Source organism: Microbacterium stercoris (genome assembly GCF_017592545.1).
In the GTDB taxonomy this organism is placed as follows: Bacteria; Actinomycetota; Actinomycetes; order Actinomycetales; family Microbacteriaceae; genus Microbacterium; species Microbacterium stercoris.
Window position 1 is genome coordinate 56,077 of sequence record NZ_JAGFOA010000007.1, and the last position, 22,366, is coordinate 78,442.

General features: G+C 71.0%; 17 protein-coding genes. 12 read left to right on the forward strand and 5 right to left on the reverse strand.

The genetic code is table 11. The annotated features are described in order from the left end of the window. Positions 1–138 precede the first annotated feature (138 nt). Genes J5V96_RS15265 through J5V96_RS15275 form a run of 3 tightly spaced genes read left to right on the forward strand, consistent with a single transcriptional unit; the run spans position 139 to position 4,565 of the window. On the forward strand, positions 139–1,725 hold the full coding sequence (locus J5V96_RS15265) for an APC family permease (protein WP_208504968.1): 1,587 nt from the start codon (positions 139–141) through the stop codon (positions 1,723–1,725). Next, positions 1,722–3,080 (forward strand): NAD-dependent succinate-semialdehyde dehydrogenase, encoded by a 1,359-nt coding sequence (locus tag J5V96_RS15270; protein ID WP_208504970.1) that lies wholly within the window; start codon positions 1,722–1,724, stop codon positions 3,078–3,080. Before J5V96_RS15265 ends, J5V96_RS15270 begins: the two co-directional genes overlap by 4 nt. 24 nt (positions 3,081–3,104) lie before the next feature. Next, positions 3,105–4,565 carry an NAD-dependent succinate-semialdehyde dehydrogenase gene (locus J5V96_RS15275; protein WP_372439952.1) on the forward strand — a complete coding sequence of 487 codons (1,461 nt, stop codon included), beginning with the start codon at positions 3,105–3,107 and terminating at the stop codon, positions 4,563–4,565. A gap of 152 nt (positions 4,566–4,717) precedes the next feature. Here the strand turns inward: J5V96_RS15275 and J5V96_RS15280 are convergent, their stop codons facing one another. After that, on the reverse strand, positions 4,718–6,418 hold the full coding sequence (locus J5V96_RS15280) for an amidase (RefSeq protein ID WP_208504972.1): 1,701 nt from the start codon (positions 6,416–6,418) through the stop codon (positions 4,718–4,720). After that, complete coding sequence (locus J5V96_RS15285) at positions 6,415–7,467, reverse strand: agmatine deiminase family protein (RefSeq protein ID WP_208504974.1); 1,053 nt, start codon at positions 7,465–7,467, stop codon at positions 6,415–6,417. Before J5V96_RS15285 ends, J5V96_RS15280 begins: the two co-directional genes overlap by 4 nt. Before the next feature lie 63 nt (positions 7,468–7,530). On the opposite strand from J5V96_RS15285, the gene J5V96_RS15290 reads away from it, so the two are divergent. Beyond that, positions 7,531–8,121, forward strand: coding sequence for a TetR family transcriptional regulator C-terminal domain-containing protein (locus J5V96_RS15290; RefSeq protein WP_208504976.1), 591 nt, complete (start codon positions 7,531–7,533; stop codon positions 8,119–8,121). Positions 8,122–8,163: 42 nt separating this feature from the next. On the opposite strand, the gene metX is transcribed toward J5V96_RS15290, so the two are convergent. Next, positions 8,164–9,372, reverse strand: coding sequence for a homoserine O-acetyltransferase MetX (gene metX, locus J5V96_RS15295; RefSeq protein WP_208504978.1), 1,209 nt, complete (start codon positions 9,370–9,372; stop codon positions 8,164–8,166). A gap of 81 nt (positions 9,373–9,453) precedes the next feature. Continuing rightward, a complete protein-coding gene (locus J5V96_RS15300; protein ID WP_208504980.1) occupies positions 9,454–10,782 on the reverse strand; it encodes a bifunctional o-acetylhomoserine/o-acetylserine sulfhydrylase in 1,329 nt (442 codons plus the stop codon). 148 nt (positions 10,783–10,930) lie between these two features. Here J5V96_RS15300 and J5V96_RS15305 point away from each other — a divergent pair, with 148 nt between their 5' ends. The 4 genes from J5V96_RS15305 to J5V96_RS15320 are packed head-to-tail and all read left to right on the forward strand — an operon-like array spanning position 10,931 to position 13,601. After that, entirely contained in the window at positions 10,931–11,740 is an 810-nt protein-coding gene (locus tag J5V96_RS15305) for an SDR family oxidoreductase (RefSeq protein ID WP_208504983.1), read from the forward strand. Between the two features lie 29 nt (positions 11,741–11,769). Further along, positions 11,770–12,276, forward strand: a complete 507-nt coding sequence (locus J5V96_RS15310; RefSeq protein WP_208504985.1) for a phosphoribosyltransferase — start codon at positions 11,770–11,772, stop codon at positions 12,274–12,276. Beyond that, positions 12,273–12,965 (forward strand): uracil-DNA glycosylase, encoded by a 693-nt coding sequence (locus J5V96_RS15315; protein WP_208505255.1) that lies wholly within the window; start codon positions 12,273–12,275, stop codon positions 12,963–12,965. The genes J5V96_RS15310 and J5V96_RS15315 overlap by 4 nt, the downstream gene beginning before the upstream one ends. A 9-nt stretch (positions 12,966–12,974) precedes the next feature. Continuing rightward, complete coding sequence (locus J5V96_RS15320) at positions 12,975–13,601, forward strand: GNAT family N-acetyltransferase (protein ID WP_208504987.1); 627 nt, start codon at positions 12,975–12,977, stop codon at positions 13,599–13,601. A gap of 90 nt (positions 13,602–13,691) precedes the next feature. On the opposite strand, the gene J5V96_RS15325 is transcribed toward J5V96_RS15320, so the two are convergent. After that, the gene (locus J5V96_RS15325; protein WP_208504989.1) at positions 13,692–15,215 is read right to left on the reverse strand and encodes a high affinity choline transporter 1; all 1,524 of its coding nucleotides are present in this window, start codon (positions 15,213–15,215) and stop codon (positions 13,692–13,694) included. A 250-nt stretch (positions 15,216–15,465) separates the two neighbouring features. Between J5V96_RS15325 and J5V96_RS15330 the strand changes: the two genes are divergently transcribed. Genes J5V96_RS15330 through atzF form a run of 4 tightly spaced genes read left to right on the forward strand, consistent with a single transcriptional unit; the run spans position 15,466 to position 22,362 of the window. Then, positions 15,466–16,317 carry an urea amidolyase associated protein UAAP1 gene (locus tag J5V96_RS15330; protein WP_236014946.1) on the forward strand — a complete coding sequence of 284 codons (852 nt, stop codon included), beginning with the start codon at positions 15,466–15,468 and terminating at the stop codon, positions 16,315–16,317. A 23-nt stretch (positions 16,318–16,340) separates the two neighbouring features. Next, positions 16,341–17,072, forward strand: coding sequence for an urea amidolyase associated protein UAAP2 (locus J5V96_RS15335; protein WP_208504990.1), 732 nt, complete (start codon positions 16,341–16,343; stop codon positions 17,070–17,072). Further along, positions 17,069–20,677 carry an urea carboxylase gene (gene uca / locus J5V96_RS15340; protein ID WP_208504992.1) on the forward strand — a complete coding sequence of 1,203 codons (3,609 nt, stop codon included), beginning with the start codon at positions 17,069–17,071 and terminating at the stop codon, positions 20,675–20,677. Before J5V96_RS15335 ends, uca begins: the two co-directional genes overlap by 4 nt. Further along, positions 20,677–22,362 (forward strand): allophanate hydrolase, encoded by a 1,686-nt coding sequence (gene atzF, locus J5V96_RS15345; RefSeq protein ID WP_208504994.1) that lies wholly within the window; start codon positions 20,677–20,679, stop codon positions 22,360–22,362. The genes uca and atzF overlap by 1 nt, the downstream gene beginning before the upstream one ends. The last annotated feature ends 4 nt before the right edge of the window (positions 22,363–22,366 follow it).

The following is a 22,366-nucleotide window of genomic DNA, read 5'->3' on the forward strand; positions in this document are numbered from 1 at the left end:
GATCCGCCGGCCGACACCGGCGGATCGGGGGACGATCCGACCGATCCGATCCGAACCTTCGACACCGGAGATAGATAACCCGACCCGCGGCGTCCCGACCGCGATCCTGAGCTCCACCCGACCCCCCAAGGACCTCACATGACCACCACTCCTCGAGGAAGCGGAGTGACCTCCGCCGACGACACGACGATCCAGGCAGGCAAGCCCGGGCTGATCACGCAGGTGATCTCGAACAAGGGCCTCGCCGTCGGCGCGGTCGGGCTGTTCGGCGCCACCGTCATCGGTGTCTCGACCGTCGCACCGGCGTACACCTCGACCGCGTCGATCGGCCTCGCCGCCGCCGAGGTCGGCACCCACGTGCCCGCCGTGATCCTGCTCGGACTCGTGCCGATGCTGCTCGTGGCCCTCGGATACCGCGAGCTCAACCGCGACATGCCGGACTCCGGCACCACCTTCACGTGGGCGACCCGCGCGTTCGGCCCCTGGGTCGGGTGGATGGCCTCCTGGGGCCTGGTGATCGCCACGATCCTGGTGCTCTCCAACCTCGCGGCCGTGGCGGTGGACTTCCTGTTCCTGCTGATCTCGCAGCTGGCCGGCAACCCGGACATCGCCGACCTCACCTACAACCCGTTCATCAACGTGGGTGTGGTGCTGCTGTTTATGCTCGGCGCGACGTACCTCTCGTACCGCGACATGCGCGAGTCCAAGATCTTCCAGACGGTGCTCGTCATCTTCCAGGTCGCCGTGCTGCTGCTGTTCGTGTTCCTCGCGATCGGGGAGGCCGCCGCCGGCAACGCGCCCCACGCGATCCCGTTCTCGTTCGACTGGTTCAACCCGTTCGCCATCAACGACTTCGGCGCCGTCATCGCCGGCCTGTCGGTCTCGATCTTCATCTTCTGGGGCTGGGACGTCACCCTCACCATGAACGAGGAGACGACGGATCCGAACCGCACGCCCGGTCGCGCGGCCGCCCTCACGGTGTTCATCGTCGGCGCCCTCTACCTGCTGCTCGCCGTCGCGTCGGTCATGTTCGCCGGCGTCACGGAGGAGCCGGGCGGCCTGCTCAACGAGGACGTGGTCGAGAACGTGTTCTTCGGTCTCGCCGACTCGGTCATGGGCCCGTGGGCGTTCCTCATCTCGCTCGCGGTGCTCGTGAGCTCGGCGGCCTCGCTGCAGTCGACCATCATCGGCCCCGCCCGCACGCTGCTCGCCATGGGCCACTACGGCGCCATGCCGAAGGCGTTCGACTCGGTCAACCCGAAGCACAAGACCCCCGTGTTCGCGATCATCGTCTCGACCTCGGTGGCCAGCCTGTTCTACGTCGTGATGCGCTTCGTCAGCGAGAACGTGCTGTGGGACACGATCCTCACGCTCGGCATGATGATCTGCTTCTACTACGGCCTCACCGCTTTCGCCTGCGTCTGGTACTTCCGCAAGCAGTGGACCGATTCGGCCGGCGCCTTCTTCACGCGCTTCCTCGCCCCGCTCATCGGCGGCATCACGCTGCTGGTTATGTTCGTGCTGACGCTGAAGGACTCGTTCGACCCGGCATACGGCTCGGGCGCGAACATCGGAGGCGTCGGCATCGTCGGCATCCTGGGTGTGTTCATCCTGGTGCTGGGCGTGGTGATCATGATCGTGATGGCCGTCCGCAAGCCCGAGTTCTTCCGGGGCCAGATCCTGCCTGTCCAGGCCCCGGCCAGTGAGAAGGAGAGCGTCCGATGACGTATTCCGTGGTGAATCCCGCGACCGGCGAGACCCTCGCCGACTACCCCGAGGCGACCGACGCCCAGATCCAGGACGCGCTCGCCGCGGCCCACGAGGGCTTCCTCGCGTGGCGGTCGACGCCGGTCGCCGAGCGCGCCGCCGTCGTGCGTCGCGCGGCCGAGCTGCACCGGGAGCGGCGTGACGAGCTCGCCCACGCCATCGTGCGCGAGATGGGCAAGCCCCTCGTGGCGGCGCTCGGCGAGGTCGACTTCGCGGCCGACATCGTCGAGTACTACGCCGACCAGGCCGCCGTCGTGACGGCCGACCAGCCGATCGACCTCCTCGGCGAGGGGTCGGCGGTCGTGCGGCGCTCGCCGCTCGGCGTGCTGCTGGGCATCATGCCGTGGAACTTCCCGGCGTATCAGGTGGCCCGCTTCGCCGCCCCGAACCTCGTGGTCGGCAACACCATCATCCTGAAGCACGCCCCGCAGTGCCCCGAGTCATCGGCGCTGCTCGAGGGCATCTACCGCGATGCCGGGCTGCCCGAGGGCGGCTACGTGAACGTGTACGCCACGAACGACCAGGCGGCGACGATCATCGCCGACCCGCGCGTGCAGGGTGTCTCGGTCACCGGATCGGAGCGCGCCGGATCGGCCGTCGCCTCGCTCGCGGGGCAGCACCTGAAGAAGGTGGCGCTGGAGCTGGGCGGATCGGATCCGTTTGTGCTGCTGTCGACCGACGACCTCGAGACCGCGACGCAGAACGCCGTCGACGCGCGCCTGGACAACACCGGCCAGTCGTGCAACGCGGCCAAGCGCTTCATCGTCGCGGACGAGGTGTACAGCGAGTTCCTGGAGCTGTTCGTCGCGAAGATGGGCGCCGCGACCGTGGGCGACCCGATGGACGAGAACACCGTGCTCGGCCCCCTGTCGTCGCTGGCCGCGGCCGAGCGCCTGCAGGAGCAGGTGGACCGCGCCGTCGCCCAGGGCGCCCAGGTGCTCGTCGGCGGCACGCGCGACGGGGCGTTCTTCCCCGCCACGGTGCTCGCCGGCGTCACGCCCGAGATGGACGTGTACCGCGAGGAGCTGTTCGGCCCGGTCGCCACGGTGTACCGCGCGGCCGACGAGGACGACGCCGTGCGCATCGCGAACGACACCCCATTCGGCCTCGGCTCCTACGTGTACACAACGGATCCGGCGCAGGCGAGCCGGGTGGCCGACGCGCTCGATGCCGGCATGGTCTACGTGAACTGCGTTCTGGCCGACAGCCCCGAGCTGCCCTTCGGCGGCGTCAAGCGCAGCGGCACGTCGCGCGAGCTCGGGCTGCTGGCCGCCGACGAGTTCGTCAACAAGAAGCTCATCCGCGTCGCGTGACGCGCTGTTCTGGAGGGTTCGATCGTGACTGATCGGGAGAAGGATCTGCTCGCGCAGATCCCGACGCAGCTGTTCATCGGCGGCGAGTGGCGGGATGCGACCTCGGGGAAGACGTTCGAGGTGCGGGATCCGTCGACGAACGAGGTGATCGCTCAGGTGGCGGATGCCTCGCCGGAAGATGGCATCCGGGCGCTGGATGCGGCCGTGGCGGCGCAGGACGCGTGGGCGGCGACGTCGCCGCGCGAGCGCAGCGACATCCTGCGTCGGGTGTTCGATCTGGTGCGGGAGCGCGCGGATGATGTGGCGCTGCTGATGACGCTGGAGATGGGCAAGCCCCTCGCGGAGGCCAAGGGCGAGGTCACGTACGGCAACGAGTTCAACCGCTGGTTCAGCGAGGAGGCCGTGCGCATCGCGGGTCGCTACGGCCAGAATCCGGAGGGCACGGGCCGGATCATCGTCGCCCAGCGTCCGGTGGGGCCGTGCTTCTTCATCACGCCGTGGAACTTCCCGCTCGCGATGGCGACCCGCAAGATCGCCCCCGCGCTGGCTGCGGGCTGCACCGTGGTGATCAAGCCCGCGGAGCTCACGCCCTTGACGACCCTGTTCTTCACGCAGCTGCTGGTGGAGGCCGGCCTGCCGGCCGGTGTCGTGAACGTCGTGACCACCAGCTCGTCGGGCACGATGTCGGCGCCGATCATCGCCGATCCGCGGCTGCGGAAGCTGTCGTTCACCGGATCGACCGAGGTGGGTCGCAAGCTGATCGCGCAGGCGGCCGAGGGCGTGCTGCGGGTATCGATGGAGCTGGGCGGCAACGCCCCGTTCGTCGTGTTCGAGGACGCCGACCTCGACGCCGCGGTCGACGGCGCGATGCTCGCGAAGTTCCGCAACATCGGGCAGGCGTGCACGGCGGCCAACCGCTTCATCGTGCACGAGTCGATCGCGGCGGAATTCGCCGAGCGCGTGACGGCACGGGTGGCAGATATGCGCGTCGGTCGCGGCACGGAGGAGGGTGTGCAGATCGGCCCGCTGATCGACGACAAGGCGGTCGCCAAGGCGTCCGAGCTCGTCGCCGATGCGCTCGGTCGCGGCGCGCGGGTGACCACGGGCGGCGAGGTGCTCGATGGCCCCGGCACGTTCTTCGCGCCGACCGTCGTGACCGATGTCGTGCCGGGGAGCGCGATCCTGCGCGAGGAGATCTTCGGTCCGGTGCTCGCGATCTCGACGTTCACCACGGAGGACGAGGCGGTGCGCCTGGCCAACGACACCGAGTACGGCCTGGTGTCGTACGTGTACACGCAGGATCTGCAGCGCGGGCATCGGATGATCGAACGGCTCGACACCGGAATGATGGGCCTCAACGCCGGAGTCATCTCCAACGCCGCGGCCCCCTTCGGCGGCGTCAAGCAGTCGGGCATCGGCCGCGAGGGCGGCGCCGAGGGCATCCACGAGTACCTCTCCACGAAGTACACGTTCCTCCCGAACTGACGGGTACAGGGACGAGAAGGCCCCGGGCTGCCGCGTTGCGGTGGCCCGGGGCCTTCGTGGTGGTGGGCGTTTCGACTCGCTGCGCTCGCTCAACGAGCGGGTGGGCGTTCGACTCGCTGCGCTCGCTCAGCGTTTCGACTCGCTGCGCTCGCTCAACGAGCGGGGGTGGGGGCGGGGGTGCCGGCGGGGGTGAGGGGCGGGGGCGTGCGGCGGGCGCCGGTGGACTCGAACGCGGCGGCGAGGGCGAGCAGCGCCGTGTCGTCGTACGCGCGGCCCGCGAAGGTGAGGCCCACGGGCATCTCAGTGTCGGACATCGTGCCCATCGGCACCGTCACCGTCGGCACGCCGAGGTGGCGGATGGCGAGATTGCCGTTGGCGACCCAGACGCCGTTGCGCCAACCGAGGTCGGCCGACGCCGGGTTCACGTCCATGTCGGCGGGCGCGACATCGGCCATCGCCGGGAAGGCGACCGCGTCGATCCGCAGGTCGTCCATCCACCGCTCGAGGTCGATCCGGCGCGTCTCCTCCAGCCCGGCCAGCCCGGGTGCGAGGTCGGCGAAATCGGACAGAACCGTGTCCGGGTGCGCGCGCACCCATGCGGGGTACTCCGCGATGTCGTCGTCGAAACCCGTGTAGCGATCCGGCAGCGCTCCCTCCGGATGCGGGAAGATCGCGGACCCGTCTACGGACGCGAGGGTCGACAGATCCGGATCGCCGTTGGCGGCGAGGAAGTCCTCCCATGCCCACGCCGACAGATCGAGGATCTCGCGGTCGAGGTAGGCGGGAGTGACCAGCCCCCTCGTGCGGATGGTCGGAGCACCGGGGCGGTCGCCCTCGTAGTTCGTCACGATCGGGAAGTCGACCTCGACCACCTCGGCGCCCGCGGCCTCGAGGTCGCGACGCGCGGCCTTCCAGAGCGCGAGCACGGACGGCCGTGTCTCGATGCGCTGTCCGGTGGGGCCGCCGATGCCGCCGGCGGGGTTCGTGCCGGCCTCGGGGTCGGCGTTGACGTACATGCGGGGCACGCCGATCCGCGTGCCCGCGAGGGCGGATCCGGCCAGCGCCGCATACGAGGCGGGGCGCGTGTACCGGGGGAGCGGCACCCAGGGCTGGGCGCGCCAGAAGTCGCCGCGCGTGTGCGGGTCGTCGCCCACGATCACATCGAGCAGTGTGAGCAGGTCGGCCATCGAGCGCGTGTGCGGCACCACCACGTCCATGGTCGGCACCAGCGGCCAGTTGCCGCGCACCGAGATCACCCCGCGGGAGGGCGTGTAGGCGCACAGGGCGTTGCACGAGGCGGGAGCGCGGCCGCTCGACCACGTCTCCTCGCCGAGGCCGAAGGCGCCGAAGCTCGCGGCGGTGGCGGTGCCCGAGCCGTTGGAGGATCCGGATCCGAACGCGCTGGTCAGATACGCGCGGTTGTAGGGCGACTCGGCGCGGCCGTAGAGCCCGCGCTGCATGCCGCCGTTGGCCATGGGCGGCATGTTCGTGAGCCCGAGGCAGATCGCGCCGCCCGCGCGGAGGCGCTCGATCGCGTAGGCATCGCGCTGCGCCACGAGCCGCGCGAACGCCGGACTGCCGGCAGCGGCGGTGAGGCCGCGCACGAGGTAGCTGTCCTTCGCGGTGTAGGGGATGCCGTCGAGCGGACTCCACGTCGCCCCCGCGGCCCGGCGGGCGTCGGAGGCGGCCGCCTCCGCGAGCGCCTCGGGATTGCGCACGACCACCGCGTTGAGGGCGCCGTCGTACGCGTCGATCCGCGCGAGATAGGCCTCCACGAGCTCGACCGCGGTGGTGCGGCCGTCGGCCAGGGCGGCCTGCAGGTCAGCGATCGACGCCTCATGCACCTCGATCACCGCGCACCGCCGATCGGCTGCGCAGTCGGGGTGACAGCCGGCTGGTGCTGCGTGATGCAGTGGATGCCGCCGCCGCGCGCGAAGATCTCGCGCGCGTCCACGGTCACCACGCGGCGGCCGGGGTACTCCTCCGCGAGGATCGCCGCAGCCCGCGCGTCGGCCTCGGGCTCGCCGAAGCCGCAGGCGATGACGCCGCCGTTCACCACGAGGTGATTGACGTAGCTCCAGTCGACGGGTCCGTGGGCGTCGGTCAGGGTGGCGGGCGCCGGCAGGTCGACGACCTCGAACGTGCGTCCCGCGGCATCCGTCTCCTGCGACAAGATCGCGCGCAGCTCGCGCGTGACGGCGTGATCCGGATGCGCCGGATCGGCCTGGTGATGCAGCAGCAGACGGCCGGGCGAGGGGATGGTCGCGACGATGTCGACGTGGCCGTTGGTGCCGAGGTCGTCGTAGTCGCGCGTGAGGCCGCGGGGGAGCCACACGGCCTTCGTGGCCCCGAGCGTGCGGGCCATCTCGGCCTCCACCCGCTCCCGGTCGGCGAACGGGTTGCGGCGGGGGTCGAGCTGCACGGTGTCGGTGAGCAGCACGGTGCCCTCGCCGTCGACGTGGATGCCGCCGCCCTCGTTCACGAGCAGCGACGGCACGACCTCGGCGCCGACGTGCTCGGCGATCCGCCGCGCGTGCGCGGCCGACTTCTGCCACTGCGCCCAGTCGGGGGCGCCCCATCCGTTGAAGATCCAGTCGACGGCGCCGAGTGTGCCGCCGTCGGTGACGCAGGTGGGTCCGTGATCGCGCATCCAGAACTCGTCGACCTCGGCCTCGATGATCTCGATCTCGGACGACAGCATGCGTCGCGCGCGTGCGAGCTCGGACGGATCCACGAGCATCGTCACCGGCTCGAAGTCGGCGGTGGCGTGGGCCACGGCGGCCCACGCGGCGTAGCCCGCCTCGCGCTCGACGTCGGTCGCGCCCAGGGTGACGCCCTCACGCGGGAAGGCCATCCAGGTGCGCTCGTGCGGGGCGCCTTCGGCCGGCATGTGCCACGACATGGTTTCTCCGTTTCTTGTTGATCGCATGATCAATAAGTTGAGGGTACGAGCTACGCTGGGGGAGTGTCAACGCCCGCAGCCCGGCCCCGCGCCGCCCGACGCTCTCCCGAGGAGCGTCGCGCAGCGATCGCCGACGCCGCGCGCGCGGTCGCGCTCGGCGACGGCCTCGCCGCCGTCACCCTGCGCGCGGTCGCCGCCCGTGCCGGCGTGGCACCCGCCCTCGTCGCCCACTACGCGGACAGCGGTATGGACGCGCTCGTCGCCGAGGTGTTCACGACGATCGTCGCTGCCGAGCTGGCCGAGGTCACGGCGCTGGTCGCGCGCGAATCGGATGAGCGCGCGGCGCTCGCCGCGATGATCCGCACGCTCGCGGGCGGCGCGCGCGACGAGGTCACCGCCGTCTGGGTCGAGTCGTGGGCGCTCGGTCGCCGCAACGAACCGCTGGCCGCGGCGGTGCGGGAGCAGATGGATGCGTGGCACGGTCTTGTGCGCTCGCTGGTCGAGCCGTTCGGCGTGCCGGATCCGAACGCCGCGGCCTGGCAGATCCTCGCGATGATCGACGGCACCGGTGCTCAGTCGCTCGTGCGCTGGGGCGCGTCCGACGATCGCAGCGACCTGCTGCTGCGGGCGATCGAGGGGATGCTCGCGCCGTAGGTCAGCGCCTCCGCCGAGCCGAAGCGGTCGCGCGATGCCGGTTCAGTCGGCGTCGAGCAGACGCCGCAGGTGCTTTCCCACGGCGGCCGTCTCGATCAGGAACCCATCGTGCCCGAAGTCGCTCACGAGCACGACCGCCTCGTCGCCGTCGAGCGTGCGAGGGATCCCCCTCGCGATCTGGTGCTGGCCCTCGATCGGGAACAGGCGATCCGAGTCGATGCCGAGCACGAGCGTGGTCGCGGTGACCTGCGCGAGGGCGTCGTCTACACCGCCGCGGCCGCGCCCGACATCGTGCGAGTCCATCGCGCCGACCAGGCGGACGTAGGCGTTCGCATCGAAGCGGCGCGTGAACTTGTTGCCGTGGAAGTCGAGGTACGACTCGACCGCGAAGCGCCCGCCGTGGCCGAGGGGGCTGACGCCCGACTGCCACGATCGCTGGAAGCGCGAGTTGAGCTCGGTGGGGCTGCGGTAGTTGAGCAGCGCCATGCGGCGAGCGAGGGCGAGGCCGCGATGCGGGCCGTCGCCGTCCGGGGCGCCGTAGTATTCGCCGCCGCGGAAGCGCGGATCCATGTCGATGGCCTGCAGCTGCACCGAGTTGAGCGCGATCTGATCGGCCGTCGTCACCGGGGGCGAGGAGAGCACGGCCAGTCGCCTCAGGCGATCCGGATGCCCGACGCCCCATTCGAGCGCGTGCATACCGCCCATCGAGCCGCCGATGACGGCGGCCCACACGTCGATGCCGAGGTGGTCTGCCAGGCGCACCTGCGCCTCGACTTGGTCGCGCACCGTGACATACGGGAAGCGGGAGGCCCACTCCGCGCCGTCGGGGTGGATCGAGGCGGGGCCGGTGGAGCCCTGGCAGCCGCCCAGGATGTTCGGGGCGACGACGAAGAAGCGATCGGTGTCGATCGGAGCGCCGGGACCGACGATCTCGCCCCACCATCCGGCGGTGGCGTGGCCGGGACCGGCGTCGCCGCGCACGTGACTGTCTCCGGTGAGCGCGTGCGCGATCAGGATCGCGTTGTCGCGCGCCTCGTTCAGCTCGCCCCACGTCTCATAGGCGAGGCGGAACGAGGGCAGCGACTCGCCGCTCTCCAGGTGCAGCTCCCCGAAGGAGGCGAACCGGCGTTCGCCGATCGGGTCGCCGTCCTGCCACGCGCCGGACGCGGGCGGACGACCGACCATCGAACGGGCATCGGCCTCCGTGATGAGGCTCGACGGCACCGTGTCCTCGGAGATCTGCCAGTCCATAGGCCCATTCTGCCTGGGTGCGAGAAAGGCCCGCCCCGTGTTACGGGGCGGGCCTCAGCGTCGGAAGGTGACGCGACCGTGTTACGCGCGCGCAGCTGCCGTGGTGGCGCGCGCCACCTCGAGCGCCTGAGCGAGATCGGCGAGCAGGTCCTCGACGTTCTCGAGGCCCACCGAGAGGCGCACGAGGCCCGGGGTGACACCCGCGCTGAGCTGCTGCTCCGGGGTGAGCTGCGAGTGAGTGGTCGATGCCGGGTGGATGACGAGCGATCGCACGTCGCCGATGTTGGCCAGGTGGCTGAACAGCTTCAGCGAGTCGACGAACGCGCGGCCGGCGTCGACGCCGCCCTTGAGCTCGAACGACAGCACCGCTCCCACGCCCTGCGGGGCGTAGTGGTTGGCAGCCGCGTACCACGGCGAGGTGGGCAGGCCCGAGTAGTAGACGGTGGCCACGTCGGAGTGGTTCTCGAGCCACTCGGCGACCTGCTGGGCGTTGTGCACGTGACGCTCGACGCGCAGCGAGAGCGTCTCGATGCCCTGCAGGAGCTGCCAGGCGCTCTGCGGCGAGATCGAGGCGCCGAGGTCGCGCAGCAGCTGCACACGCGCCTTGATGATGTACGCGAGCTCGTCGCCGACGGCCTCGGTGTAGACCGCGCCGTGGTACGACGGGTCCGGAGCCGTCAGGCCGGGGAAGCGGTCGGCGTTGTTCGACCAGCTGAAGCGACCGCCGTCGATGATGACGCCGCCGATGGTGGTGCCGTGACCGCCGAGGAACTTGGTGGCGGAGTGGACGATGATGTCGGCGCCGTGCTCGAACGGGCGGATCAGGTACGGCGTGGCGATCGTGTTGTCGACGATCAGCGGCACGCCGCTCTCGTGGGCGATGTCCGCGACCGTGCGGATGTCGAGCACGTTGATCGCCGGGTTGCCGATGGTCTCGGCGAAGAAGAGCTTGGTGTTCGGGCGCACCGCGGCCTTCCAGGCCTCGGGGTCGTCCTGGTTCTCGACGAAGGTCGTCTCGATGCCGAGCTTGGCGAGCGTGTACTTGAAGAGGTTGTACGTGCCGCCGTAGATCGACGACGACGAGACGATGTGGTCGCCGGCCTGGGCGATGTTCAGCACCGCGAAGGTCTCGGCGGCCTGGCCCGAGGCGACCAGCAGCGCGCCCGTGCCGCCCTCGAGCGCGGCGAGGCGCTGCTCGACGACGTCCTGCGTCGGGTTCTGGATGCGCGTGTAGATGTTGCCGGTCTCGGCCAGGGCGAACAGGTTGGTCGCGTGCTGCGAGTCGCGGAAGACGTACGACGTGGTCTGGTAGATCGGCGTCGCGCGGGCTCCCGTGACCGGGTCGGGCTGCGCGCCGGCGTGGATCTGCAGCGTCTCGAAACGCAGCTGCGGCTTGTTCTCGTCGGACATCCGAACCTCCCCCTCAGGGCCTTGCGGACGGGTCTTTCCCGGCCTGTGCTTCGACCGTACGTCGGCCCCTCTGACCGGGCAATTCATCGGACACGCGGCGTCATACATCCGGCGCCGTCGCTCAGGTTGCGACAGGTAGCGTTGATCCGTGACCACCAGCGAAGCAGGCGCCGCACGGCGCGCCGTCGTGACGGGAGCCAGTTCGGGTATCGGAGAGGCGGCGGTGCGCGCGCTCCGGGCATCCGGATGGGAGGTGCTCGGCGTCGCGCGCCGGGCGGACCGGCTCGCCGCGCTCGCGGCCGAGACGGGCGCCGACGTGTTCGCCGCCGACCTCACCCGACAGGCCGATGTCGACGCGCTCGCTGCGCACGTCGCGGCCACGGGAGGCGTCACCTCGCTCGTGCACGTCGCCGGCGGCGCGCGCGGCACCGATCGGGTCGAGGACGGCGATCCCGTCGACTGGGCGTGGATGTTCGAAGTCAACGCGCTCTCGGCGCAGCGTCTCGTCAAGGCCCTGCTTCCCCAGCTGCGCGACGCGATCCGATCCGAGATCGCTCGAGCCGGCAGGGGCCACGCCGACACTCTCTTCGTCACCTCGACCGCGGCGCAGGTCGCGTATCCGGGCGGGGGTGGCTACAACGCCGCCAAGGCCGCCGAGGCGATGCTGGTGCACGCGCTGCGTCAGGAGCTCAACGGCGAGCCGATCCGGGTGATCGAGGTCGCCCCGGGCATGGTGCACACGCCCGAGTTCACGCTGAACCGCGTGGGCGACCAGAGCACCGCCGACGCGCTGTACGAGGGGGTCGATCACCCGCTCGTCGCGGAGGACGTCGCCGACGTCATCGCGTATGCGCTCAACGCGCCGGGCCACGTCAACCTCGACCTCATCACGATGCGACCGGTCGCCCAGTCGGCCCAGCATCTGCTTCACCGCGGCACCCTCTCGCCGCGCGACTGATCCTCCACAAGAGGAACGAAAGGACCCCCGTGGCAGACACCCACATCCGCGAGCACCTCTCCTGGGACGGCTTCGGCGACGCGACCCGCGATCTCGCGCGGCGCATCCTCGACGACGGCTTCGTCCCCGAGGTCGTCGTCGCGATCGCCCGCGGCGGCCTCCTGCCGGCCGGCGCCATCGCGTACGGCCTCGGCGCGAAGAACTGCGGCGCCCTGAACGTCGAGTTCTACACGGGCATCGGCACCGTGCTCGACGCCCCGGAGGTGCTGCCTCCCGAGCTCGACATGGCCTACCTCGGCGGTCGCCGGGTGCTCCTCGTCGACGACGTGGCCGACTCGGGTCGCACCCTCGCGCTCGCGGTCGATCTGCTGAAGAACCAGGGCGCCGATGTGCGCTCGGTCACGATCTACACCAAGCCCACCACGATCATCGAGCCCGACTACGCGTGGAAGGCCACCGACCTGTGGATCGACTTCCCGTGGTCGTGGAAGGGCACGGTCGTCGAGGAGGACGCCGGCGCGGAGGGCTCGGCCTGAACCTCGACGTCGTCGACCCGGGCTGGGCCCGTGTGCTCGCGCCGGTCGCTGGCGAGATCGACGCGCTCGCGCAGCGCCTGACCGCCGATCCGGAGGGTTTCCTTCCGGCGCCGGATCAGGTGCTGCGCGCGTTCCAGCGTCCGCTCGCGGACGTGAGGGTGCTGATCGTCGGGCAGGATCCGTACCCCACGCCCGGGCATCCGATCGGCCTGTCGTTCGCGGTGGACCGTCACGTGCGGCCGCTGCCGCCCAGCCTGCGCAACATCTACCGCGAGCTGCACGACGATCTCGGCATCGAGCCCGCCGAGCACGGCGACCTGTCGGCGTGGGCGGATCAGGGTGTGCTGCTGCTGAATCGCGTGCTGACCGTGCGGCCGGGTCCGGGCCAGGCGGGCTCGCATCGCGGCTGGGGCTGGGAGCAGGTGACGGCGCACGCCATCCGCGCTCTGGCCGAGCGCGGCGGGCCGCTCGTCGCGATCCTCTGGGGCAACCCCGCGCGCGAGCTCAAGCCGCTGCTGGGCGATGTGCCCGTCATCGAGTCGGCGCATCCGTCGCCGCTGTCCGCGCGATCCGGCTTCTTCGGATCCCGGCCCTTCTCGCGTGCGAACGAGCTGCTGATCGCGCAGGGCGCGGATCCTGTCGACTGGACGATCCAGCGGCGACACACGCTCGACATCCCCGGGTTCTAGGCTGTTCGCATGCTCGAGGAGGAATACCAGAAGCGGCGTGCGCTGCCGCGCCACCTGCAGAAGCAGCCGGAGCCCGAGCGTCCCTTCTCGTACGAGATCCGCCCGGCGCGCATCGGCGACCTGCCGGACATCCGCGAGATCTACAACTACTACGTGCGCAACTCGGTGGTCACCTTCGACGAGAAGGCGTGGACGCATAAGAAGTGGCGCGAGAAGTTCGACCACCTGCAGAAGCTCGGACTGCCGTTCCTCGTCGCGGTCGCCCCCACCGGCCAGGTGCTCGGCTACGCGCTGGTCTCGCCCTGGGCGGGCAAGTCGGCGTTCCGGTACACGGTCGAGAACTCGATCTACCTGGGCCAGGCGGCCACGGGCAAGGGCCTCGGGCGCGCGCTGCTGGAGGCGCTCATCGAGGCGTGCGAGGAGATCGGGCTGCGTCAGCTGGTGGCGGTGGTCAGCGACAAGGGCGCCGAGGGATCCATCGCGCTCCACGAGAAGCTCGGCTTCGTCGAGGTGGGCCGGATGGGCCGGGTCGGCTACAAGTTCGACCGCTGGCTGGGCACGGTGTACCTGCAGAAGCAGCTGAACCCGAAGAAGAAGACGGGCATCCTGAAGCGGATCTTCGGCGCCGACGACTGATCGCCGCTCAGCACCGCCTCTGATGGCGAATCGAAGGCGCCCACGGTCTCGGACCGTGGGCGCCTTCTCGCCGGAGGGGATAAAACCGGATCACGCCAGGGCGCGGACGGGCTCCTCCTCCGCCGGGAGCAGGCCCTGCTGCTCGCGATCCAGATGTGCACGGATACGCGTCTCGTCGAGTCGCTCGGCATCGGTGCGCGGACGCATCCACGCGACGAGGAGGTAGGTGGCGTAGCCGATCGCGAACGCGATCAGCGTGCTCCAGCCGTCGAAGGCGCTCGTGACGAGGTCGTTCGGGATGTACAGGATGTCGTTGGGCACGCCGTACAGCGTCGGGGTGAGGGCGAGGAAGACGATGCGCACCACGCCGCCCACCGTCGCCGAGACGAGCAGCGCGGTCGCGCCGGGGCGCTTCCAGAACACGCCCGTGATGAACGGGCCCGCGAGACAGGCGAGCATGATGTCGAACGCGAGGGTCAGCAGCACACCCGTCTGGCTGACCTGGACCGCCAGCAGCGCCCCGGCCACGACGATCGGGATCATCGCGAGGCGGGTCCAGCGCAGCAGCGGGTCGCCCTTGCTGGTGACGACGCGGCGTACACGCAGCAGATTGCGCACCGCGATCGCCGAGGTCGCGAGGATCGCCCCGGACGCCGTCGAGAACGAGGCCGCCACGATGCCCGACAGCACGATGACCGACAGCAGGGGCGGTGCCCAGCCGTCCAGCAGCTGATAGAGCACGGGACCGTCCGCGGTGGTCAGGCCGAGGGCTCCGCCGGCGGTCAGCGCGACCAGGGCGAAGATGGTGCCGACGATGGCCGTGATGCCGGCCGCCGTGAAGCACGAACGGCGGGCGACCTCGGGGGAGCGGGCGCCGAACACGCGCTGCATGAAGTCGATCGCGACGATGTCGCCGATGCCGAGCGACACGAGCGTGGCCCAGTTGATCGGCGCGCCGAGAGCGGGGTCGGTGAGCTGCTCGAAGTCGAAGGGGCCCATGCCCTCGGGAACGACGATGCCGAAGCTGAGCGCCGTCCACACGAGAAGCGCGATGGCGGCCACCACGGTGATCACCGTCTGGATCACGGCGGTGTAGGCGTCCGAGAACAGGCCGCCGGCGACCGTGTACGCGAGGACCAGGACGACGGCGAGGATCACGCCCCAGGCGTAGGGGATGCGGGCGAATCTCTCCAGGAGGAAGCCGCAGGCCACAAGGTTGCCCGCGAGCAGGATCGTGAACGCCACGATCATGATGACGCCGGCGACCGCCTCGGAGGCCCGCCCGTAGCGCAGCCGGAAGAAGTCGGCGAGCGTGAACAGCTTCATGCTGTTGAGCGGCTTGGCGAGGAAGAGGCCGGTCAGGACGAGACAGATCGACAGGCCGATCGCGAGAGACGCCCCCGACCAGAAGCCGAATGAGGCGGTGAGGTCGGTGTTGCCGACCGTCGCGTTCGCATCGACCGCGGCCGCGGTGAGCGAGACGGACACGAGGGGCACCCCGAGGCGGCGGCCCGCGACGAGGAAATTGGCGCTGTCGCCGTCGACGCGCCGCGCCACGACGATGCCGACGACGAGGACGACGAGGACGGTGAGACCTACTCCGAGGACGATCATGGGGTGCTCTCCGGGGTTGGGTGCTCCGAGGGTGGGGCTCGGGGGCCGGAGCGTGGGTGGGGGTCGCCCGGACATATCTGTCGAGCGATAGGAACAGTGTGGCGAGCGCCCGAGCGTCACATTTTTCGCGCAGATGACGATCGTGTGAAAAGCCCACCCGGCGTGAGCGCCGACTGTTCGATGCGGGAAACGCGGACGAAACCTGGGTCTGACTGGATATCTGTCAATCGACAGAAACGGAGATCGTCGGATGAGCGAGCACAGCATGGGACGCCGAGAGGCGCTCGGCAGCGTCGGCAGCGCGAGGTCGGATGCGCGCGGGCGCGCGACCCGGTCTGCGTGGATGCCCGATGTCCCGGCCTCGGCGACGCCCGACGTTCCCGCCGGAGTGGACCCGGCGGCCCTGCTCTGGGCCGAGACGCTGGCCCCCGGCGGCTACACACATCTTCGCGTCGCACGGGGCACGCGCATCCGGCTCGAGGATCCGCAGGGCGATGCGTCGGCTGCTCTGCTGCTGTTCAACGCGCTGCACCCCGGCGAGCGGCTGAACGTCGCCGACACGCAGAAGATCCCGTGGCAGGCGTACATCACCACGGGCCATCCGCTGCTCTCGGGCGACGGCCGGGTGCTCGCGACGGTGCTCGATGACACGTCGGGTCATCACGACGCGTTCTGCGGGGCCTCCTCGGACGCATGGAACCTCGAGCGCTACGGGGCCTCGAGCCCGGAGAGCGCGTCGCCTTCCGGCCAGGCCCTCCTTGCCATGGCGGGCGCGAAGCACGGGCTCACGCGTCGTGACCTGCCGCCGGCCGTCACCTTCTTCCAGGGGCTGCGCGTCGCGGCCGACGGATCGTTCACCTGGCTCGGATCGGCAGGGCCCGGCACGCACGTCGACCTCGTCGCCGAGCTTCCGCTGATCCTGCTCATCGCCAACGCGCCGCACCCTCGGGATCCACGCTCCGACTACCTGACGACGCCGCTGCGCGTCACTGCCTGGCGGGAGCGGGCGACCGGCCCGGGAGACGCGGCGTACGCCGCCTCGCCCGAACGGGCGCGCGCCTACGACAACACCATCGCCTACGCCGCGCTCGCCGGCCTGTGACCCACAACCCGAGAGGACAGACGATGCTCGACACCCAGCCCGCGCTCGTGACCACCGTCCCACCCCGCCCCGTGTTCGCGCCCGGCGCGCCGCTGGACTGGTCTGAACCGCTGGTGCCCGGCGAGATCGTGGGCGATGACGTGATCGCGCCGCGCGCGTCGTGGTCGGCCGTTGTGCGGTCCGGCGATGTCCTCACACTGGTCGACGTCGGCGGCAATCAGTCGGGCGACTGCCTGATCTTCGATGCCGCGGACACCTCCGAGCGATACAGCGTGCCCGACACCCTCGCGTGGCAGGGCAGCGCCTACGTCGTGACCGGAACCGTGCTGCGCTCCAACACCGGCGCGCCGCTGATGACGGTCGTCGGCAACGAGATCGATCGCCAGGACACCATCGGGGGCGCGTGCAGCAAGGAGTCCAACACCCTTCGCTACGGACACCACACCCACTACCAGCACGCGTGCCGCGAGAACTTCCTCCACGAGGGTGCCAAGCACGGCCTCGGCGCGCGCGACCTGGTCTCCAATCTCAACTGGTTCATGAACGTCCCCGTCGAGGAGGACGGCGCGCTCGGCATCGTCGACGGGCTCTCGGCGCCCGGTCGGCGGGTGGCCGTGCGGGCCGAGCGGGATGTGCTCGTCGTGATCTCCAACTGCCCCCAGATGAACAATCCCTGCAACGACTTCAGCTGCACCCCGCTGCGCGCCGTCGTCACCCGACCGGCCGCCCCGAACACCGAGGAAGCGAGCGCATGAGCGCCTTCGACACCGTCCTGATCGCCAACCGCGGCGAGATCGCCCGCAGGATCATCCGCTCGGCCCGCGCACTCGGGCTGCGCACGGTCGCCGTCTACTCCGACGCCGATCGCGCGGCGCCGCACGTGCGCGAGGCGGACACCGCGGTGCGGATCGGCCCGGCCCCTGCGAGCGAGTCCTACCTGCGCGTGGATGCCCTCATCGAGGCCGCTCGCGCGACGGGAGCCGGCGCCGTCCATCCCGGTTACGGCTTCCTCTCCGAGAACATCGAAGCCGCCCGTGCGTTCGAGGCCGCGGGCATCGCCTGGATCGGACCGACTCCCGCGCAGATCGAGACGTTCGGACTCAAGCACACGGCGCGCGACCACGCGCGCGCCGCCGGGGTGCCCCTGCTGCCCGGCACCGACCTGCTCGCCTCCGCCACCGAGGCCGTCGCCGAGGCGGAGCGGATCGGGCTGCCCGTGATGCTCAAGGCGACGGGCGGAGGAGGCGGCATCGGCATCCGCACCTGCCACACCCTCGACGAGGTGCGCGAGGGCTTCGCCGCGGTCGCGACGCAGGCTTCGCGCAGCTTCGGCGCCTCCGGCATCTTCCTCGAGCGGCTCGTCGTCGACGCGCGCCACGTCGAGGTGCAGGTCTTCGGCGACGGCACGGGCCGCGTCGCCGTGTTCGGCGACCGCGACTGCTCGGTGCAGCGGCGCAACCAGAAGGTCATCGAGGAGGCGCCGGCGCCCCTGCTCGACCCGGCGGTGCGCGCCGCGATGCACAACGCGGCGCGACGACTGGCCGAGTCGGTGTCGTATCGCTCGGCCGGCACGGTGGAGTTCGTCTACGACCCGCAGCGCGGCGAGCCGTACTTCCTCGAGGTCAACAGCCGCCTCCAGGTCGAGCACCCGGTCACCGAGGCCGTCTTCGGCATCGACCTCGTCGAGCTGATGCTGCGTCTGGGGCGAGACGGCGCCGAGGCCCTGCCCGCCGAGCTCTTCACGGACCTGCATGAGCCGCGCGGCCACGCGGTGGAGGCGCGGGTGTACGCCGAGGATCCGGATCGCGGCTTCGCACCGTCACCGGGACTCGTCACGAACGCGTCCTTCCCGTCCGGCGAGGGCATCCGCGTCGACGCGTGGATCGAGTCGGGCCTCGAGGTCGCCCCCGACTACGACCCCATGATCGCCAAGGTCATCGCGCACGCCGCCGATCGCGACGCCGCCTTCGACCGACTGCGCGACGCCCTGGGCGAGACCCGTGTGGACGGCATCGTCACCGGGCTCGGCATGCTGCGCACGCTGTGCGACGAGCCGCGCATCCGCGCTGTTCAGCATCACACGGGCATGCTGCAGACGCTGCTGGACGCCCGTGGCGGCGATCCGGACGCGCGCATCGAGGTGCTGGCGCCCGGCCTGATGACGACCGTGCAGGATCTGCCGGGCCGCACCGGGCTCTGGCACATCGGCGTGCCGCCGTCGGGGCCCATGGACGCCGTGTCGTTTCGCGAGGCGAACCTCGCCGTCGGCAACCCCGAGGGCGCGCCGGGCCTCGAGATCACGATGTCGGGCCCGCGGCTGCGCTTCACCGCGCCCGCCGTGGTGTGCGTCACGGGAGCCGACGCACCGGTGACGCTGGACGGCACGGCCGTCGCACTCTGGGAGCCGCTGACGGTGCCTGCGGGGGGCGTGCTCGCGATCGGCGCGACCACCACGGGCATGCGCACCTACCTCGCCGTGCGCGGGGGCATCGACGTGCCGCTCTACCTCGGCAGCGCGTCGACCTTCACCCTCGGCGGCTTCGGCGGGCATGGCGGACGCGCGCTGCTCGCGGGCGATGTGCTGCGCCCGGGCGCGACACCCGAATCGCCCGTGGCCGAGGCGACCCCGGATCCCCGCCGCACCCCGCTCGCGCACGCCTGGGTGATCGGCGTCACCGAGGGGCCGCACGCGGCCCCCGACTACTTCACTCGGGCCGACATCGATGCGCTCTACGAGGCGACCTATGAGGTCGGCGTGCAGTCGGCGCGCACGGGTGTGCGGCTCATCGGCCCGAAGCCGGCGTGGGCCCGCGAGGACGGCGGGGAGGCGGGCCTTCACCCGTCGAACATCCACGACACCGCCTATGCGATCGGTGCCCTCGACTTCACCGGCGACACCCCGATCATCCTCGGACCCGACGGACCGAGCCTCGGAGGGTTCGTGTGCCCCGCGGTCGTCGCCAGCGGCGAGCTGTGGAAGGTGGGTCAGCTGCGCCCGGGCGACACGGTTCGATTCGTACCCGTGCGCGAGGCCGAGGCCGTGCGGTTCGGCGCCACGCTGATCCCGGGCGGCGGCGCGGGGGACGGCGACGACGGTGTCCTCGCATCCCGCGACGAGACGACCGAAGGCGGCCGGGTGCTCGCTCCCCGCGTCACCTATCGCCGCGACGGCGACGCCAACATCCTCGTCGAGTACGGCGACAATGTGCTCGACCTCGGCCTGCGGATGCGCGTGCACGCACTCGAGCAGAGGCTGCGCGAGCGGCTGCCCGCGGGCGTGCTCGATGTCACGGCGGGCATCCGGTCGCTGCAGATCCACACGGATCCGTCGGTCGTTCGCTCGTCGGGACTGCTCGATCTGCTCGAGGAGATCGAGGGCGACCTGCCCGCCACGCACGATCTCGTTGTGCCCTCGCGCACGGTGCACCTGCCGCTGTCGTGGGACGATCCGGCCACACGCCTGGCGATCCAGCGCTACATGTCCAGCGTGCGGGACGACGCCCCGTGGACGCCGTGGAACATCGAGTTCATCCGGCGGGTGAACGGCCTCGAATCGGTGGACGACGTGCACCGCATCGTGTTCGACGCGGAGTATCTCGTGCTGGGCCTCGGCGACGTCTATCTCGGCGCGCCCGTGGCGACCCCGATCGATCCGCGGCATCGCCTCGTCACCACGAAGTACAACCCGGCCCGCACGTGGACCGCCGAGAACTCGGTCGGCATCGGCGGCGCGTACATGTGCATCTACGGTATGGAGGGCCCTGGCGGCTACCAGTTCGTCGGTCGCACGGTGCAGATCTGGAACAGCTTCCGCAGGGGCGGTCTGTTCGCCGACAACCCCTGGGCGCTGCGGCCCTTCGATCGCATCCGCTGGTACCCGGTCTCGGCCGAGGAGCTGCTCGAGCTGCGCGCGGAGGTCGACGCGGGGCGCGGCGACTTCCGCACCGAGGAGGGCTCCTTCGCGCTCGCGGAGCACGAGGCCTTCCTCGCCCGCGAGGCCGACTCGATCGCCGCCTTCCAGGCCACGCAGCAGGCGGCCTTCGCGGAGGAGAAGGGCCGATGGCGCGCGTCAGGTGAGTTCGACCGCGTCCACGATGAGCCCGCGATCCCTGGCGCGGCGGACGCCGTTGTGCCCGATGGCTGCATCCCGATCACGGCGCCCTTCGCCGCGAGCGTCTGGCGCGTGGATGTCACCCCCGGAGCGGACGTCGCCGCCGACGACCGCCTGATCGTCTTGGAGGCGATGAAGATGGAGAACCCTGTGCTGTCACCGTCCGCGGGCCGGCTGGCCGAGCTGTACGTCAAGCCCGGCGAGCAGGTCGCCGCCGGCCAGCTCCTCGCCGCGGTGAGGGGGCTGTGATGGGCGCCTCGACGCTGACCGGCCGGATCCGCGAGGCGTACGCCCGGATCGCCGACGTCGACCGCCCCGAGATCTGGATCTCGTTGCGGCCCGAGGCCGACGTGCTCGCGGAGGCGGAGCTGATCGCCCGCCGCACGGAAGAGGGCGATCACCTCCCCTTGGCGGGGGTGCTCGTCGCCGTGAAGGACAACATCGACGTCGCGGGACTGGAGACGACTGCGGGGTCGCGGGCATTCGGCTACGCGCCCTCGGCCGATGCGCCCTCCGTCGCGCGGATCCGCGCCGCCGGGGCGATCGTGCTCGGCAAGACGAACCTCGATCAGTTCGCCACGGGTCTGGTCGGCACGCGCAGCCCGTTCGGCGCCGTGCGCAACGCGTGGGATCCCGAACGGATCTCCGGCGGCTCCAGTTCCGGATCGGCCGTCGCGACCGCTCTCGGCATCGTCGATGTCGCCCTCGGCACGGACACCGCAGGATCCGGCCGCGTGCCGGCCGCCCTGAACGGCATCTTCGGCATCAAGCCGACCGTCGGTCTCGTGCCGGCGACCGGGGTGGTGCCCGCATGCCGCACCCTCGACTGCGTGACGGTGTTCGCGCGGGACCTGGGTCTCGGGCGCCGCGTCGTGGAGATCATGACCGGCCCTGATGGCGTGGACCCGCTGTGCCGGTCGGATGCGCCGGCCGCGCCGCTGGATGCCGCGCCGCGCATCGCGATCCCGACGCAGGAGCACCTCGCGGGACTGGCGGAGGGCTGGGCGGAGGCCTTCGCCGGGGTGGTCGAGCAGTTGCGCGCCAGCGGCGTCGAGATCGTCGAGGTCGACATCACCCCGCTGCTGGAAGCCGCGTCGCTCCTGTACGGCGGCGCCTTCGTCGCCGAGCGCACGGCTGCGGTCGGCGACTTCATCCGCTCGCATCCGGAACTGCACGGCACCGACCTCGACCCGACGGTGGCCCAGATCGTGCTCGGGGGCGATAGCGCGTCCGCCGCCGACTACTTCCGCGACAGGGAGCGGTTGGATCGGCTCGGACTCGAGGGCGAGCGGCGCCTCGACGGCACCGTGGCACTGCTCACCCCCACCACCACATGGCATCCGACCCTCGCGGAGGTGGCCGCCGATCCCATCGGTGCGAACGCCCGGATGGGCCGGTACACGAACTTCGCGAACCTGCTCGACCGCAGCGCGCTGGCCGTGCCCGCGGGATTCGTGGGCGGGCTGCCCTTCGGGGTGATGCTCACCGGTGCGCCGTTCGCCGACCGCACGCTCGCCGAGATCGCGCGCCGGATCGCCGCACCCGACATCGAGATCCTGGTGGTGGGCGCGCACCTGCGCGATCAGCCGCTGAACGCGCAGCTGGTCGCGCAGGGCGGCAGCTTCGTCGCCGAGGTGCAGACGGCTCCGGAGTACCGCCTCCACGCGCTCCCGACCGCGCCGCCCAAGCCCGGCCTGCGGCGTGTCCCGGAGGACGGCGTCGCGATCGCGGGGGAGGTGTGGCGGCTGCCCGCCGCCGGCTTCGGCTCCTTCGTCGCTTCGCTTCCGCAGCCGATGACGATCGGGCAGGTGAAGCTGGCCGACGGCACGAGCGTCGCCGGCTTCCTCTGTGAACCGGTCGCCGTGGACGCCGCGCCCGACATCAGCGCGTCCGGTGGCTGGCGTGCGCACCTCGTGTCCCAGCGGGCAGACTGAGGGG

Coding starts and splice junctions, on each gene's coding strand:
- J5V96_RS15265 (WP_208504968.1), top strand. CDS start 139: ATGACCACCACTCCTCGAGGAAGCGGAGTGACCTCCGCCGACGACACG.
- J5V96_RS15270 (WP_208504970.1), top strand. CDS start 1,722: ATGACGTATTCCGTGGTGAATCCCGCGACCGGCGAGACCCTCGCCGAC.
- J5V96_RS15285 (WP_208504974.1), bottom strand. CDS start 7,467: ATGTCGTGGCACATGCCGGCCGAAGGCGCCCCGCACGAGCGCACCTGG.
- metX (WP_208504978.1), bottom strand. CDS start 9,372: ATGGACTGGCAGATCTCCGAGGACACGGTGCCGTCGAGCCTCATCACG.
- J5V96_RS15300 (WP_208504980.1), bottom strand. CDS start 10,782: ATGTCCGACGAGAACAAGCCGCAGCTGCGTTTCGAGACGCTGCAGATC.
- J5V96_RS15320 (WP_208504987.1), top strand. CDS start 12,975: ATGCTCGAGGAGGAATACCAGAAGCGGCGTGCGCTGCCGCGCCACCTG.
- J5V96_RS15325 (WP_208504989.1), bottom strand. CDS start 15,215: ATGATCGTCCTCGGAGTAGGTCTCACCGTCCTCGTCGTCCTCGTCGTC.
- J5V96_RS15330 (WP_236014946.1), top strand. CDS start 15,466: ATGAGCGAGCACAGCATGGGACGCCGAGAGGCGCTCGGCAGCGTCGGC.
- J5V96_RS15335 (WP_208504990.1), top strand. CDS start 16,341: ATGCTCGACACCCAGCCCGCGCTCGTGACCACCGTCCCACCCCGCCCC.
- uca (WP_208504992.1), top strand. CDS start 17,069: ATGAGCGCCTTCGACACCGTCCTGATCGCCAACCGCGGCGAGATCGCC.
- atzF (WP_208504994.1), top strand. CDS start 20,677: ATGGGCGCCTCGACGCTGACCGGCCGGATCCGCGAGGCGTACGCCCGG.